We start from the raw sequence: 15,733 nt of genomic DNA, 5'->3' as shown, positions 1-15,733 counted from the left end.
GTGTGCTTCGCACAGCATCTTAACTGGATCCCAGCTTTCGCTGGGATGACGAGACGGGGCGTGGTCGATAACTCTGAAATTTGGGTCTCATGCAAACTCAATGGTTGCAAAGTTGTACTGCTCGGGGCCTTCCACGCATCGCGCATTTTTATTCCGGACAGCAGTGGGCCTTCGCCGGGATGACAAGAAAAAGCACGGGGGCATGACGAGTCGCGTGACTTCATTTCTTCCACGTCTACCCAAAAAAGAAGGGCCGGCGCATGGCACGCCGGCCCGAATGCGCCCGTTGCGGGACGCGGCTGAAGCAGGGTTGGATCAGGCGTTGACGGCTTTCTTGAGCGCGTCCGTCACCTTCAGCAGGCGCAGGTAGGGCTTGAGGGTCTTCCAGCCCTGCGGGTATTCCTTGCGGGCGTCCTCGTCGGAGACCGACGGCGCGATGATCACGTCGTCGCCCGGCTGCCAGTCCACCGGCGTGGTGAGCTTGCGGCCGTCGGTGAGCTGCAGCGAGTCGAGTACGCGCAGCACCTCGTCGACATTGCGGCCGGCACTCGGCGGGTAGGTCAGGGTCAGGCGCACTTTCTTCTGCGGATCGATGATGAACACCGTGCGCACGGTGACCTTGGGGTCGGCCTTGGGGTGGATCATGCCGTACAGGTTCGCCACCTTCAGCTCGGTATCGGCCAGCAGCGGATAGTTGATCGCGGCGCCGGTGACGTCCTCGACGTCCTTCGACCAACCCTTGTGGTCGGCCACCGAATCCACCGACAGGCCAAGCAGCTTGGTGTCACGCTGGGCGAACTCGCCCTTGCGGCGGGCGAAGGCGCCCAGCTCGGTGGTGCACACCGGGGTGAAATCCTTCGGGTGCGAGAAGAACACCAGCCACTGCTTGCCGATGTAATCGTGCAGGTGGATCTGGCCTTCGGTGGAATCGAGGGTGAAGTCGGGGGCGGTATCGCCCAGTTGCAGGCTCATGATGGTCTCCTTCGACGAGCGATTGCGGGATGCGGGATGCGGATGGATCAGGCAGCGTCGGCCAGGGCGGCGGACGGCTGGTGGGACGAGCGGGCGGGGCGTCGACAGCTTTCCAGCAGCTCGCCATGCCAGTGCAGGCGATGGGCGAGTGCCGCGACTTCGCCGATGATCAGCAACGCAGGCGCGGCGATGGCATGCTGGCGTGCCAGCGCGGGCAATTCGTCCAGCGCGCCGGTGAGCGTGCGTTGCTGCGGCAGCGAACCGTTTTCCACCAGCGCGAAGGATGTCGATGCCGCACGTCCGTGCGTAATGAGTTTCCGCGACACGGTGTCGAGCTGGGCCACTCCCATGTAGAACGCCAGCGTCTGGCGTTCCCGGGCCAGCGCCGCCCAGTCCAGCGTGTCCAGCGAATCGCGGCAGTGCGCGGTCACCAGTCGCACCGACTGGGCGTGCTCGCGATGAGTCAGCGGCACGCCGGCGAAGGCGGCGCAGGCCACGGCCGCGGTGATGCCGGGCACCACTTCGAAGGCGATGCCATGGTGTTGCAGGAATTCCAGTTCCTCGCCACCGCGACCGAACACGAACGGATCGCCACCCTTCAGTCGAACCACGCGGCGACCGGCGCGGGCGTGCTCCAGCAGCAGCGCGTGGATGGCATCTTGCGCGGTATGCGTGCCACCGCCGCGCTTGCCCACGGCGATGCGCGCGGCATCGCGCCGGGCCAGTTCGAGCACGGCGGGCGACACCAGGGCGTCGTGCAGGATCACGTCGGCCTCGTTCAACGCACGCAGCGCGCGCAAGGTGAGCAAGCCGGGATCGCCGGGGCCGGCGCCGACCAGCACCACCGAGCCGACCGCTGCGGGTGTCGATGCGGCATCCAGCGCCACCTGCAAGGCATGTTCGGCCAAGGCGGGTTGCGCGGCACGCAATAAATTGCGGACCGGGCCATCGTGCAGCCAATCATAGAAACGTCGGCGATGGGCCATGTCCGGATGACGCTGGCGGATATGCGGACGGTAGCGCTGGGCCAGTTGCAGCAGCGGGCCCAATGCGGGGTCGAGCAAGCTCTCGATGCGTTCGCGCAACCGCCGTGCCAGCACCGGTGCCGTGCCGTTGGTGGAAATGGCTACTTGCAACGGCGCGCGGTTGATCACCGCCGGCACCTGGAAACTGGACAGCGCGGGATCGTCCACCACGTTCACCAGTCGTCGCCGCGCGGTGCCTTCGGCAGCGATGCGCGCATTGAGCCACGGGTCGCCGGTAGCGGCGATCACCAGCCATGCGCCGTTCTGCCATTCCTTGCGATAGCGGCCCGGCAGGTAGGTGATGCGTTGCTGCGAGACCCACTCGTGCAGGGTGGCGGTGAGCGCGGGGGCGCCGACACGCACCCGGGCGCCGGCGGCCAGCAATGCCTCGGCCTTGCGCTCGGCTACCACGCCGCCGCCCACCACCAGGACGGGGCGGTCGACAAGATCGGCGAAGAGCGGATAAAGCGGCATGGCGGTCGAGGGCACGTGTCGGGAAGGATGGATTCACGCTAACGGTGCCGGGGTTTGGCTGGAAATGATGGCTGCGACCGAGGTTATGCCGACCTGGCATGATGTGGTGGTGCATGACTTCCGACGTATTAGAATGGATGGATAGACGTCCAAAACATTCGTGTGTTAAGGTCGCGTGCAGTCGACCCGGCATGGTGCCGGTGTGTGGAGATTGGTCATGCTCAACATCAAGCAGATTCGTTCGGCGGAAAACATGCCCTGTCCGTGTCGTGCTTCGTGCATTGACGCTCGCCATCCACGTACACCCCAAGGCAGGACATCATGACGCTCACCCAACTGCGCTACATCGTCGCCATCGCCGACGCCGGTCTCAACATCACGCTCGCGGCGGAGAACGTCTACGCCACCCAGTCGGGCATCAGCAAGCAGCTCAAGCAACTCGAAGGTGAACTCGGTTTCCAGGTGTTCACCCGTCGCGGCAAGAGCCTGGACACGATCACGCCCGCCGGCGCCCAGGTACTGGAGCGCGCGCGCATCATCCTCAACGAATCGCACAACATCCGCGCGTTGGCAGCGAACCTGCGCGAGGAATCGCACGGCGAGCTGGCACTGGCCACCACGCATACCCAGGCCCGCTTCGTGTTGCCCGAGCCGATTGCGCGGCTCAAGCAGCAATATCCCGATCTGAGCGTGCACATCCGCCCGCAAGGCGAGAGTCGTGTCATCAGCCTGTTTGAAAGCGGCGAGGTCGACCTGGCCATCGTCAGCACCAGCGGCGCGCAGCCGGAAGGCGGCATCGCGGTACCGCTGTATCGCTGGCATCGACGCGCCATCGTGCCGCGCGGCCATGCGCTGGCACGCCTGAAGCGGCCGCTGCGCCTGGCCGATCTGGCCGATCTGCCGCTGGTCAGCTACGAATCCTCGCTGCAACCGGATTCCTCGCTGCGCCGGGCTTTCAGCTCGGTCGGCATCGAGCCGCGCATCGCCTGCACCTCGGCCGATGCCGACCTGATCAAGACCTACGTGCTGGCCGGCCTGGGCGTGGGCATCCTCGCCGAGATGGCGCTGGGCGATGCCGATGCGCGCGAACTGGTGGTGCTCGACATCGACCCGCTGCTGCCCGAATGCACCAGCTGGCTGGTCCTGCGTCGTGATCGCGTGCTGCGCAGCTACGTCGCGCAACTGGCCACGCTGGTCGCCCCGCAACTCGACGAAGCCGAACTTCGCCGCGTCGTCGCCGGTCACGCCGAGCCGGCATGGCCGAAAGCGCCACTGTGGCGCGAGACCGGCCGGCGCGGCAAGCGTGCGGCGGCGTTGCACGCGGCTTGAGGTGAGTTCTGCCGCGTGGCGGCAGTATTCGTGGAGGGTGGGGTTTACGTGTTGCGCACGGCTTGCGGGCGGCGCGTCTTGACCCATGGTTTCTTGCCCCATGGTTTCGGCAACCTGCCGTCACCTATGGTGCCGGGGTTTCGCCCACCTGCCGGTGGCCGAGTCACTTTCTCTCGCTTGCCCGAGAGAAAGTAACCCAAGAGAGGGGCACCCTGCGTTCGCGCCCACCGGCTCTGCGAGCCGGCGGGTCCGCGCCCGGCTACGGGGGTTCGCCGACAGGGCTCGGGCAACTGCGTCCTGCGTTGCCTCAACTCCGGCATCCATGCCGTCGCCTGCCCTGGCGTCGAACTGGCCGGCATCCCTGCCAGCCACCCTGCGGGCCTGATCCTCCGCCGCGCGCCGCTCTCGAAGGGGGATGAAAAAGCCGCACACCACAGCGCCAAGCTCGACCACACGCCCCTGCTCTTCCTAACCCTCAGTTTTCGGTGACGGCGCGGTGTGGCCGCCCGTGTAACAGGAAGAGCCACGCAAGTTCCAAACACCTCGATCGCCAAGGCTTGTAGGGTCGGCGGGTCCCATAGGCCATTTCTCTGGGTTACGTCTCTTTGGGCCAGCAAAGAGAGGTAACTCGGGCGCCGGCAGGCGCTCGAAAGCCCGCTGCAAGCGAGCATCCCACCGATTGCGCCAATGTGAGCGAAAGCCCACCGCAGGTGAGCCACCCACCGACCACGTCAGAACGAGCAAAAGCCCGCCACAGGCGAGCAATCTGGCGATCAGGCAAGTTCGCAGCAGTAGCGAGTCAGTGCAGCAAATGACTCACGCAGGCCCCCACCGGCTCGATCGCATGGAGGCTTCCATTGCCACCCCACAAATCGTGCGACGAGGACACCATCCCAACGGCGTCATCAAGCGGCCTCCGCGGTACCGCAACACCGCGCCAGTCGTGTACTCGTCCACCCAGATAAACCGCCCCCGTATGCCGCAACAGCTGCACGATCGCCGGATGCCGGCGATCCATGTGCCCATACAACAGACGCACTTCGCGCAAATGATCCGGGTAGTAGATGTCGCTGAGATCGAGCCGTGCGAGTGGTTCGCCGTGCGGGCTGCACAGCGCGATGCGCGCGCCTGCGTCGAGCGTGGCGGCGAACGCTTCGTCCACGTCCAGTGTCACTGGGAACGGCCAAGGCGTGCCGTCGGCCAGGTGCATCGCGGCCAACACGCTGTCGTAGTCGGCGCGGCCGAGAAAACCGTGCAACGGAGCCAGTTCGTTGTCCAGCAGGCGTTCCAGCCAGCGTTGCTGGCGTGGGCGCAGAATCCAGCGCGGTGCGTGCTCGCGAGTGTGGTCATGCATGGCGTTCAGACGTCCAGATGAATGCCGCATTCGCGCTTGAGGCCGAAGAAGCGGGTGTCTTCCTCGCGCATGCCCGGTTCCCAGCGGCGCGTGGTGTGGGTGTCGCCGATCGACACGTAGCCCTGGTCCCACAGCGGGTGATAAGGCAGGTTGTGGCGCTTGAGGTACATGCCCACGTCGCGGTCGGTCCAGTCCGCGATGGGATGGACCTTCCAGCGCACGTGGCGGCGCTCCAGCACCGGGGCATCCGCGCGGCTGTGCGATTGTTGCCGGCGCAGGCCGGCGAACCAGGTGCCGGCGCCGAGCTGGTCCAGCGCTTCGCGCAGCGGCTCCACCTTGGCCAGTCGGTTGTAGCGATCAATGCCGTCGCGCCCGTCCTTCCACAACTGGCCATGGCGGGCTTCGAGCCAACCGGGCGACAGCGAAGGACGGGCCACGTGCAGGTTGAGCTGGAGTCGCTCGGTGAGTTGGTCGATGAAGCGGTATGTCTCGGGGAACAGGTAGCCGGTATCGATGACCACGACCGGAATGTCCGGCCGTTGCCGGGTCACCAGATGCAGCATGACCGCAGCCTGTGCGCCGAAACTGGAGGACAGCACGTAAGGGCCGGGCAGGTGTTCGAGCGCCCAGCGCACGCGCTCGACGGCATCCAGCGATTCGAGCATGCGCTCGGCGCCGTCGAACTGCGTGGCGTCGACGGCCCGCACGCTCATGGCGCGAAGTCCAGCGCTGGCCGGCGCCGTGGCGGTTCGACCACGCCGGTGCGGGCAATGAAATCGCCGAAGCGTTCATCGCCTTGCCGCTCGCTGGCGAAGCGGCCGAACAGGTCGTCGAGCGCGGCGACGATGGCGGCTTCGTCGATGTTTTCGCGGTAGAGGGCGTTGAGCCGCTCGCCGCGATGATCGGCACCCAGGCGCAGGTCGTAGCGGCCCACGGCGCGGCCGATCAGGGCGATCTCGCCGAGGTACGGACGCGAGCAGCCGTTGGGGCAGCCGGACATGCGGAAGTGGATCGGTTCGTCGCGCAGGCCGTGCTTGTCCAGCACGGCTTCCAGCCGGTCCAGGATGGTCGGCAAATAGCGTTCGCTTTCGGCCATGGCCAGGCCGCAGGTCGGCAGCGCCACGCAGGCGATGGCGTGCTGGCGGATGCCACTGGCGCGCTTGTAGTCATCCAGGCCGTGTTGTTCCACCAGCGCATCGATGGCGGCCCGGTCGGCGGCGGCCACGTCCGCGATGATCACGTTCTGGTCGCAGGTCATGCGGAATTCGCCGGTGTGCATGCGGGCGATGTCGCGCAGGCCGGTTTGGCGCGTGTGGCCTTTCGTGTCCAGCAGCCGACCGCTGGGAATCTGCAGGGTCAGGTGCCAGCGTCCGTCGCTGCCTTCGGTCCAGCCGTAGCGGTCGCCGTTGTGCTCGAAGTGGTAGTCGCGCGGCGCCTGCAGGGGGAAGTCGAGCCGTGATTGCAGTTCGTTGCGATACCAGTCCAGGCCGCGGTCGTCGATGGTGTACTTCAGGCGCGCATGCAGGCGTTCGACACGGTCGCCGAAATCGCGTTGCACGGCGATCGCATGCCAGCACGCGTCGAGAATCTGCCCGGGTTCGACGAAGCCGATCAGGTCGCCCAGCTGCGGGTAGGTGGCCGGGTTGCCGGCACTCGCGCCCATGCTGCCGCCGGGCGCGAGGTTGAAGCCGGCCAACTGGCCGTGTTCGTCGAGGATGGCGATCAGGCCCAGGTCCTGCGCGAACACGTCGATGTCGTTGTACGGCGGGATGGCGATGCCGATCTTGAACTTGCGCGGCAGGTAGGTTTTGCCCAGCAGCGGTTCGCTGTCCTGGCTGCCGTCGCTAGTACGTTCCAGCTTGTCGACCCACAGTTCCTTGTAGGCCGAAGTGCGCGGCTCCAGGTGGCGCATGATTCGGAGCGCCCAGTCGTACGCCTCGGCGTGGGCCGGGGACAGCCGCGGGTTGACCGAGCAGATCACGTTGCGCACGTCATCGCCGCAGGCGGCCAGGGTGCTCAGGCCGGTGTCGTTGATGCCGCCGATCATGTCGCGCAGATGTTCCTTGGCAATGCCGTGGAACTGGAAGGTCTGCCGCGTGGTGATGCGCAGGCCGCTGCTGGCGTGGGCGCGGGCCAGCTGGTCCAGGTCCAGCCATTGCCGCGGCGTCAGCACGCCGCCGGGCAGGCGCACGCGCACCATGAACTGGTAGTCCGGCTCCAGTTTCTGGCGCCGGCGTTCGTCGCGCAGGTCGCGGTCGTCCTGCATGTAACTGCCGTGGAACTTCAGCAGCTTGGTGTCGTCATCGCTGATGGCACCGGTGGTGCGATTGGCCAGGCTCTCGGCAATGGTGCCGCGCAGGTAGCGGCTGTCGGCCTTGAGCTGTTCCATCGCGGAAAGGGGCTTGTCGGTCATGGCGCGGGCTTCATGGGGAGGCGGCTGGCGTTGGGCGCCGGCCGTGATGGCCTTTCGGCAAAGTGGGGATTCAGTACACGTCGCGGACGTAGCGGCCTTCGTCCAGCAGGGATCTGAGCCAGGTTTCGGCGTCTTCGTGCGACTTGCCGCCGTGTGCCACGGCGATGTCGAGCAAGGTCGCATGCACGTCGGGGGCCATGCGGTTGGCATCGCCGCAGACGTAGAGGTGCGCGCCCTGCTGCAACCACGCCCACAACTCGCGGCCCTGCTCGCGCAGGCGGTCCTGCACGTAGACCTTGTCTGCCTGGTCGCGTGAGAACGCCACGTCGAGCCGGCTCAGCGTGCCATTGCGCAGCGCCTGCTGCCATTCCAGCTGGTACAGGAAGTCGGTGCGCCGATACGGGTTGCCGAAGAACAGCCAGTTGCGGCCGCTGGCGCCAGCGGCGGCGCGTTCCTGCACGAAGGCGCGGAACGGCGCCACGCCGGTGCCGGGGCCGATCATGATGATGTCGCGCGACGGCTCGGCCGGCAGCCGGAAGCGGTCGTTGGCTTCGATGAACACGGGTACCGTGTCGCCTTCGTCCAGTGCGGACAGATGATGCGAAGCCACGCCCCAGCGCTCCTCGCCGTCGCTGCGGTAGTGCAGGCGGTCGACGGTGAGGTGCACTTCGTTTTCGACCTGCTTGAGGCTGGAAGCGATGGAGTACATGCGCGGCGCCAGCGGGCGCAGCGCCGCGACCAGGGCGTCGGCGTCCCACGCGGTGGGATAGCGGCGCAACAGGTCCAGCAGGGGCGTGCCGTCGAGCAGGGCGCCGAGCTCGGCGCGTGCGTCGGGCTGCAGCAGGGCCTTGAGGGCAGCGTGGTCGCCGCGCTCGGCATGTGCGATCAGGAAAGGCCGGGTCAGGCCGGTCAGTTCGCGGCGCTGGCCGAGCCATTGCTGCAGCGGCAGGCGTTCGTCGTTGAAATCCACCTCCCGGTTGCCATCCAGGCCCAGCGTCGCCAGCACGGCATCGACCAGCGTGGGTGACTGCGTCGGCCACACGCCGAGCGCGTCGCCGGGCTGGTAGGTGAGGCCGCTGCCTTCCAGCGACAGCTCGATGTGGCGTACGTCCTTGCCGCTGTCGCTGGCGACGATGCGCTGGTTGGCCAGCACCTCGGCGTGGAAGGGATGCTGGCGCGACCACGCCTGGCGGGCCGGATGCAGCGGGGTCACCACGCCGCTGGTCGGCGCGGGCGACGGCTGGCCCGGGGCCAGTTTCAACAAGGTGCGGGCCTGCTCCAGAGCGTTGTCGGCCCAGGGCGCGGCCACCGTCTCGATATCCACGTCGGCTTCGCCACGTGCGAACAGGCTGGTGGCACCCAGCGCTGACAGCCGTTCGTCGAGGCGGCGACCGATGCCGCAGAAGTCCGGGTAGCTGGTGTCGCCCAGCGCCAGCACGGCGTAGCTGAGTTCGGGCAGGCGCGGCGCGCGGCGGCTTTCGAGATGCTCGAAGAAACCGCGTGAATCGTCCGGTGGTTCGACCTCGTTGCCGGTGCTGTGGGTGCTGACCACCGCGTACAGCAGGCGCTCCTTCTTCAGCTCCTGCAATGGATAGGCATCGGCACGCAGCAGGCGCACCTCCAGCCCCGCCGCGGTGGCGCGCTCGGCCAACTGCTCGGCCACGCGCTTGGCGTTGCCGGTCTGGCTGCCGTACAGCACGGTAAGGCGCGCCTGTGCGTCCACGGCCTTGCGCGGCGCGCTTTCATTGCCGGCCGCCTTGCCGATGGGTCGCAGCGCAGCCAGGCCGGCGAGATAGCCCGAAAGCCAGTGCAGCGAAGGCGCATCCAGCCCCTCGGCGAGGCGGTTGGCCAGTTGCTGCTTGTCTTCGGAGAGCAGGGAAAGCGGGGCGGCGGTCATGACGATGGTCTTGTTGCGGGCGTTTGGACGTCCATTCGTAAGAGCATGCTAGGCGGGCCTTCGGCTGGCCGGAAAGGATGGGATGGCATGCGGTTATGCCGGGTCCTCATGGGCGCTGGCTGTCCGGTCAGGGCGTTCGCCCGCACGGCAGGCCAGCGGGGCATGGGCGCGAGCCGGCATAATGACGGCATGACCCAGCCGTCTTCCGAGTCCAGCGCCCTGCGCACCCTGATCGATGACCGTTACGCCGAGCTGACCGCGCGTTGCCGCGCGGCCGGCGTGCCGTTGCACGACGACGCTGGCGTGGCCGAGCGTATCCGGCGCACGCTGATGGCCAGCGATTTCGCCTTCGAAGTGTGGCGTAACCAGCCGGCTTTGCTGTCACCGCAAGGGCTGGATCGATTGCGCTCCAATGCGGACGCCGCGGCGCGCATCGAGTCCTTGAAGTTGCCGGAGGACGAGATTCCCACGCTGGCGGCGTTGCGCCGCTTCCGCCACGCCGAGGCGCTGCGGCTGGTGTTTCGCGATGTCAACGGACTGGACGAGTTGCCGGAAACCCTGTCGGCCACCAGCGTGTTGTACGAGGCCTTGCTGGCGCTGGCGCTGGGCTGGTCCGAACGGCTGCTGGCGACGCGCTTCGGCCAGGCTTGCGGCCGTGACGGCAGCGTGCAGCGGCTGATCGTCGTCGGCTTCGGCAAGCTCGGCGGCAGCGAGTTGAATTTCTCCTCCGACATCGACCTGGTACTGGTCTACCCGCACGGCGGCCAGAGCGATGGTGCGCGCGTGCTCGACAACGGCGAGTACTTCGTGCGGCTGGGGCGGCAACTGGTGCGGCTGCTCAACGAACCCACCGCCGACGGCATCTGCGCGCGCGTCGACCTGCGCCTGCGCCCGTTCGGCAATGCCGGCCGGCTGGCGCTGTCGTTCAGCGCGATGGAGCAGTACTACCAGCGCGAAGGCCGCGACTGGGAACGCTACGCCTGGATCAAGGCCCGCCCGGTGGCCGGCGACCAGCACGCCGGCAAGGAGCTGCAGGAACTGCTGCGCCCGTTCATCTATCGCAAGTACCTCGACTACACCGCCTTTGCCGGCTTGCGCGAAATGAAGTCGCTGATCGACGCGGAAGTCGTGCGCAAGGACCTGGCCGACAACTTGAAGCTCGGCCCCGGCGGCATCCGCGAGATCGAATTCATCGTGCAGCTGACCCAGCTGATCCGCGGCGGGCGCGAGCCGAGCCTGCGCGTGCGCGGCCTGCTGCCCGCGCTGGCGGCGTGCGAGGCGCGCGGCCACCTGCCTTCGGCGCGGGCGAAGGTATTGCGCGAGGCCTATGTGTTCCTGCGCAAGCTGGAAAACCGCGTGCAGATGCTGCGCGACGCGCAGACCCACGACATTCCGGACGATGCGCTGAGCCGCGAGCGGATTGCGCGCGGGCTGGATTACCCGGCATGGGAGCCGCTGGCCGAGGAGCTGGCAAAGCATCGCGAGATCGTCGCCAACGAGTTCGCCGCGGTGCTGATGCCGCAAGGTGGCCGCACCGCCAGCGTGCCGGCCGAGGATGCCGCCTTGTGGCGGCAGGCCTGCGACGAGGCGCTGGATGCCGGCACGCTGGAAGCCAGCGGTTTCGTGCCCGGGCCGGAGGCGGCCGAAGCGCTGTTGAAACTGCCGAAAGCCTCGCCGGTGCGCGCCATGTCGGCGCGTTCGCGCGAACGGCTCGATCGCCTGATGCCGCAGTTGCTTGCCGCTGCGCGCGCCACCGATGCGCCGGTGCCGTGCCTGCTGCGCCTGTGCCGCCTGACCCAGGCCGTGGCGCGGCGTTCATCCTATCTGGCGTTGCTGGAGGAGCAGCCGGCGGCGCGCAAGCGGCTGGCCAAGCTGTTCGCCGACAGCGCCTTTCTGGCCGAGCGGGTGATCGCGCAGCCCTTGCTGCTGGACGACGTGCTCGATCCGCGCATCGAACAACTGCCGCTGAAGCGTTCCGACATCGGCGCCGAACTCACCCGCGTGCTGGCCACGCTGGACGAGCGCGAGGCCGAGGCCGAGCTGGAACGCATCACCGAATTCAAGTCGTCCATCGCGTTCCGGCTGGGGCTGGCCTTCAACGACGGTCGTGCCGATGCGGTCGCCACGGCGCGACGGCTGGCGATGCTGGCCGAATCGGTGATCATTGCCGTCACCGCGCTGGCCGAGCGCGAACTGGTGACGCAACACGGCCGCCTGCCGGGCGAAGGCTCCGGCTTCGCCGTGCTGGGCTACGGCAGCCTCGGCGGCGAGGAACTGGGCTTTGCCTCCGATCTCGATCTGGTGTTCGTCTACGACGGCAAGCGCACGCAGGCAATGAGCAATGGTCCGCGCCCGCTGGAAGGTTCGCGCTGGTACCAGCGGCTGGCCCAGCGCGTGATGAACTGGCTGACCGTGCAGACCCGCGCCGGGCGACTGTACGAAGTGGATACGCGCTTGCGCCCGGATGGTTCCAAGGGCCTGCTGGTCGGCAGCCTGGATGCCTTCATCGCCTACCAGCAAAGCCGGGCATGGACGTGGGAGCACCAGGCGCTGTTGCGCGCGCGGCCGGTGGCCGGCGATGCCGTGCTCAATGCCGCGCTGGCCGGGGTGCGCCGCGACATCCTGGCAGTGCCACGCGAGGCGACCGCCGTGTTCGATGCGGTAAGCCAGATGCGTCGCCGCTGGCGCGCCGAACGTGATCGTTCGGACACCGCTCGGCTTGATCTGAAGCAAGGCCGCGGCACCCTGCTCGATATCGAATTCGCCCTGCAAGGCCTGGTGCTGGCGCATGCCGCGCAGCAGCCGCAATTGCTCGGCGTCACCGCCAATGCACGGCTGATCCCGGCGTGTCGCGATGCCGGCCTGCTGGATGCCACGCAAGCGGCCACGCTGGTGCGGGCCCACGCCGAGCTGTTGCAGCGTGCGCTGGCCTGCACGCTGGATCTGCGTTCGCGCGTCGCGCCCCGCGATGCCGCACTGGAAGGCCTTTGCGAGGAAGTGACGGGTGTGACTCGTGCGTTGGGTTTCGCGTTCGACTGAAGGCGTGGCCAGACCGTCTACCCGCTCAGGACGTCTGCCGACCTGATCGTTACCGCCGAGGCTGGTGGTCGTCGTGGCCGGGTGCCGATGCTGCCAGGCGCTTGCGTAATTGGGCCGCGATATCTGCCGTTTCGCGCAATGGCGGTTGCGAGGCCGGGACAGGGTCACCCAATGCGTGCAACAGGCCGGCCTGATGCAGCGACCGGTGAAAACGCTCCAGTTTCGCCGGCAAGGTCGCGTCGACCAGTGTCTCGACCGGGCAACCCACCGCGCAGGCCTCGCTGAGCATGTTCACCGAATCGGGCGTAACGACGAGGCGATCGGCCCAGCCGAGCACGCCGGGGTAGGGGTTGCGGCCGTCGTCGGGGCCGGCCCAGCGCAGGCCGGGGATACCGTCGAGCGCAGTACGCAGCGTGTCCATGACCGCATCGGGGGTCCGCCGCGAGGCGAGTACAAGCAGGCTGCCGCCTTCGTGCTGCCAGCGTGCGCGCAGGCGTTCGGCGAGGCGTCCGGCGTAGCCGCTGTCGATGGCGATGCCGCGACGCGGACCGCCGATCAGCACGCCGCTGCGCGGCCGCGGCAGTTCGTCGAATTGCGGGCAGGATTCGCGGCCATCGGCCAGCCAGTCGTCGTCGACCCCGTTCAGCGAACCCAGCGGGTTCAGCACATTGGGGCCGGTGAGCCCATCATGGCGCGGGGCGATCACCGTATCCCAGTGGGCCGGGTCGATGCGCGGGTCGAGGATCTGCACGGTGTGGCAGCGGCCACCGGACAGCTCGCGCAGCATCCGCGTGAACAGTGCGGCGCTGCGGCCGCAGCCGATGGCGAGTCGCGGCCACGGTGGCGCGAAGGCGACGCGTTGCGCCAGCGGCAATGCGCGGTCGCTGCCGGGCAGCAGGCGCGGGGCGAACCAGGACCACGGCGCGCGCGGTTCCAGCACCAGGTGGCGTACCGGCATGTCCATCCGCTCGGCCAGCGCCAGCGCCTGGCGCTGGTTGCCGGCGGCATGGTCGGTGATCGCCCAGCACTCGTGGCGCGGGTTCAGCATGCGGAGGTAACCGCTGGCATTGTTTCCGCGAATGGCACGCTGCGTTCCCCTGTCGAGACCCTGCCGGATGGCGCCTGCGTTTACACTGGTGCCGTTGCGCCACGATAACGCCAAGCCAGCAAAGGATACCCATGAGCGAGTTGCTTTCCGATACCGCCCTCGACCAGTTGTTCCGCGAAGCCCGCACCTTCAATGCGTGGCTGCCCAAGGACGTCAGCGACGAGCAACTGCACCAGCTCTACGATCTGGCCAAGTTCGGCCCGACCAGCGCCAACTCGTCGCCGATGCGGGTGGTGTTCGTGAAGTCGAAGGCGGCCAAGGAAAAGCTGTCGCCGCTGATGTCCGACGGCAACCGCGCCAAGACCATGGCGGCACCGGTGAACGCGATTGTCGCCACCGACCACGCCTTCCACGAGAAGCTGCCGCAGCTGTTCCCGCATGCGGATGCGAAGAGCTGGTTCGACGGCAACCAGCCGCTGATCGACATCACCGCGTTTCGCAATGCCTCGCTGCAGGGCGCTTACCTGATGCTGGCCGCCCGCTCGATCGGGCTGGATTGCGGGCCGATGTCCGGCTTCGACAATGCCGGCGTGGACGCGGCGTTCTTCGCCGGCACGCAGATCCGCTCCAATTTCATGATCAATATCGGCTACGGCGATGCCAGCCGCGACCTGTTCCCGCGCAGCCCGCGGCTGACGTTCGACGAGGCCTGCCGGGTCGAATGAGTCGATGATCAGCCCACTCGACATGCTGTGGCGCCTGGCGCTGGCGGCCGTGCTTGGCGCGGTCATCGGCATCAATCGCGAACGCCACGAGTGGGCCGCCGGCATGCGCACGCACATGCTGGTGAGCGTGGGCGCGGCGCTGGCGATGATCGTGTCGGCGTTCGGTTTCAACGATGTGCTGATGCATGAGCACGTGGTGCTCGATCCGTCGCGCATCGCGGCGCAGGTGGTCAGCGGCATCGGCTTTCTCGGCGCCGGTACCATCTTGTTCCTGCAACGCGAACAGGTGGTGCGTGGCCTGACCACGGCGGCCGGCTTGTGGGCTACCGCGGCGATCGGCCTGGCTGCCGGCAGCGGCCTGTACCTGGCGGCGGCGATGGCCACGGCGGTGATCTGGCTGATTCTGGCCGCGCTGAAGCCGCTGGAGCGGCGCCTGTTCGCGCGGCGCCTGCGTGGCGTGCCGCGGTTGCGTCTGCGGCTGGGAGCCGCGGCCCCGCTGGCGGCGGTGGAGGCGCTGGTCGCCCGCCAGCATCTGCCACTGCGCAAGATGATCCTGCGCCGGCACGAGGATGGCGAGGACCGTCTGGACCTGCTGTTCGATACCGCCGTGCGCGACACCCAATTGCTGGCACTGGCCGAGGAATTGCGCAAGCTGGAAGGCTTGCAGGCCGTGCTGCTCGAACCCGCACCGGGCACGGTGCATCCCCCCGCTGATTAGTTCTGGAGATTCCCATGCGCACGCTTCGTTATGTACTTCTGGCCGGGTTGCTCGGTGCCGCGTTGTCGGTGCAGGCCGCACCGGTGACCTACAAGCTGGACCCGAGCCATACCATGGTGCTGTTCAGCTGGAGCCACTTCGGCTATTCCCATCCCACCGCCGACATGGGCATCTCCGCGGGCACGCTGGTGTATGACGCGCAGGATCCGGCCAAGTCGTCGGTCGACGTGAGCATGCCGATGAGCCTGCTCGATACCCACGTGCCGGCGCTGGACAAGCACCTGAAGGAAGCGGACTTCTTCAATGCCGCGAAGTATCCGGTGATCACCTTCAAGAGCACTCGCGTGCAGCCGGTGGACGCGACCCATTTCAAGGTCACCGGCAACCTCACCGTGCACGGCGTGACCCGGCCGGTGACGCTGGATGCCACCTTGAACAAGGTGGGCCCGCACCCGATGAGCAAGGCGCAGTCGATCGGCTTCGATGCCACCGGCACGCTGATGCGCAAGGACTTCGGCGTGGGCGCCTACGTGCCGATGGTCAGCAACGAGATCCAGTTGCGCATCACCACCGAGGGCTCGGTGCCGAAGGCGAAGTAAGGCTGGTACCTGGCGGTTTCCGAAGGCCCGTGTCGGCGACGATGCGGGCCTTCGCGTTGCCAGGTCCGGCGGTTGCCTTTCCGGGCTCGGGTAGCCATCCGAGGCCCTCCCCGGGGCGCTGGCGAAGGCCCCGGCCTGCT

The 15,733-nt window shown here is 67.6% G+C and carries 12 protein-coding genes; 5 read left to right on the top strand and 7 right to left on the bottom strand.

The features are described 5' to 3' along the window. Positions 1-315: 315 nt before the first annotated feature. Both AB7849_RS04280 and cysG read right to left on the bottom strand, forming a co-directional pair. Complete coding sequence (locus tag AB7849_RS04280; protein WP_092701208.1) at positions 316-972, bottom strand: peroxiredoxin; 657 nt, start codon at positions 970-972, stop codon at positions 316-318. A 47-nt stretch (positions 973-1,019) separates the two neighbouring features. Beyond that, complete coding sequence (gene cysG / locus AB7849_RS04275; protein ID WP_369500636.1) at positions 1,020-2,471, bottom strand: siroheme synthase CysG; 1,452 nt, start codon at positions 2,469-2,471, stop codon at positions 1,020-1,022. Between the two features lie 321 nt (positions 2,472-2,792). Here cysG and AB7849_RS04270 point away from each other — a divergent pair, with 321 nt between their 5' ends. Next, positions 2,793-3,800, top strand: coding sequence for a LysR substrate-binding domain-containing protein (locus AB7849_RS04270; protein ID WP_008210336.1), 1,008 nt, complete (start codon positions 2,793-2,795; stop codon positions 3,798-3,800). Between the two features lie 799 nt (positions 3,801-4,599). On the opposite strand, the gene AB7849_RS04265 is transcribed toward AB7849_RS04270, so the two are convergent. The 4 genes from AB7849_RS04265 to AB7849_RS04250 form a co-directional block, all read right to left on the bottom strand. After that, positions 4,600-5,154, bottom strand: a complete 555-nt coding sequence (locus tag AB7849_RS04265; protein ID WP_008211979.1) for a bifunctional sulfate adenylyltransferase subunit 1/adenylylsulfate kinase — start codon at positions 5,152-5,154, stop codon at positions 4,600-4,602. Between the two features lie 5 nt (positions 5,155-5,159). Beyond that, positions 5,160-5,867 carry a phosphoadenylyl-sulfate reductase gene (locus AB7849_RS04260; protein ID WP_369500635.1) on the bottom strand — a complete coding sequence of 236 codons (708 nt, stop codon included), beginning with the start codon at positions 5,865-5,867 and terminating at the stop codon, positions 5,160-5,162. Next, positions 5,864-7,567 (bottom strand): assimilatory sulfite reductase (NADPH) hemoprotein subunit, encoded by a 1,704-nt coding sequence (cysI, locus tag AB7849_RS04255; protein WP_008211977.1) that lies wholly within the window; start codon positions 7,565-7,567, stop codon positions 5,864-5,866. The genes AB7849_RS04260 and cysI overlap by 4 nt, the downstream gene beginning before the upstream one ends. A 70-nt stretch (positions 7,568-7,637) precedes the next feature. Next, positions 7,638-9,464, bottom strand: coding sequence for an assimilatory sulfite reductase (NADPH) flavoprotein subunit (locus AB7849_RS04250; RefSeq protein ID WP_369500634.1), 1,827 nt, complete (start codon positions 9,462-9,464; stop codon positions 7,638-7,640). A 189-nt stretch (positions 9,465-9,653) separates the two neighbouring features. Here AB7849_RS04250 and glnE point away from each other — a divergent pair, with 189 nt between their 5' ends. Beyond that, a complete protein-coding gene (gene glnE, locus AB7849_RS04245) occupies positions 9,654-12,503 on the top strand; it encodes a bifunctional [glutamate--ammonia ligase]-adenylyl-L-tyrosine phosphorylase/[glutamate--ammonia-ligase] adenylyltransferase (RefSeq protein ID WP_369500633.1) in 2,850 nt (949 codons plus the stop codon). Positions 12,504-12,552: 49 nt separating this feature from the next. On the opposite strand, the gene AB7849_RS04240 is transcribed toward glnE, so the two are convergent. Beyond that, the gene (locus tag AB7849_RS04240; RefSeq protein WP_369500632.1) at positions 12,553-13,551 is read right to left on the bottom strand and encodes a mitochondrial fission ELM1 family protein; all 999 of its coding nucleotides are present in this window, start codon (positions 13,549-13,551) and stop codon (positions 12,553-12,555) included. A 131-nt stretch (positions 13,552-13,682) separates the two neighbouring features. On the opposite strand from AB7849_RS04240, the gene AB7849_RS04235 reads away from it, so the two are divergent. The 3 genes from AB7849_RS04235 to AB7849_RS04225 are packed head-to-tail and all read left to right on the top strand — an operon-like array spanning position 13,683 to position 15,593. Further along, a complete protein-coding gene (locus AB7849_RS04235; protein ID WP_008213881.1) occupies positions 13,683-14,276 on the top strand; it encodes a malonic semialdehyde reductase in 594 nt (197 codons plus the stop codon). A 4-nt stretch (positions 14,277-14,280) separates the two neighbouring features. Beyond that, the gene (locus AB7849_RS04230) at positions 14,281-14,994 is read left to right on the top strand and encodes an MgtC/SapB family protein (protein ID WP_092701184.1); all 714 of its coding nucleotides are present in this window, start codon (positions 14,281-14,283) and stop codon (positions 14,992-14,994) included. 14 nt (positions 14,995-15,008) lie between these two features. After that, on the top strand, positions 15,009-15,593 hold the full coding sequence (locus tag AB7849_RS04225) for a YceI family protein (RefSeq protein WP_008209432.1): 585 nt from the start codon (positions 15,009-15,011) through the stop codon (positions 15,591-15,593). The last annotated feature ends 140 nt before the right edge of the window (positions 15,594-15,733 follow it).

The sequence above is a fragment of the Rhodanobacter sp. FW021-MT20 genome (genome assembly GCF_041107475.1).
In the GTDB taxonomy this organism is placed as follows: domain Bacteria; phylum Pseudomonadota; class Gammaproteobacteria; order Xanthomonadales; family Rhodanobacteraceae; genus Rhodanobacter_A; species Rhodanobacter_A glycinis.
Note: the sequence above shows the minus strand (reverse complement) of the source record. Positions and strands in the feature narration are given on the sequence as shown.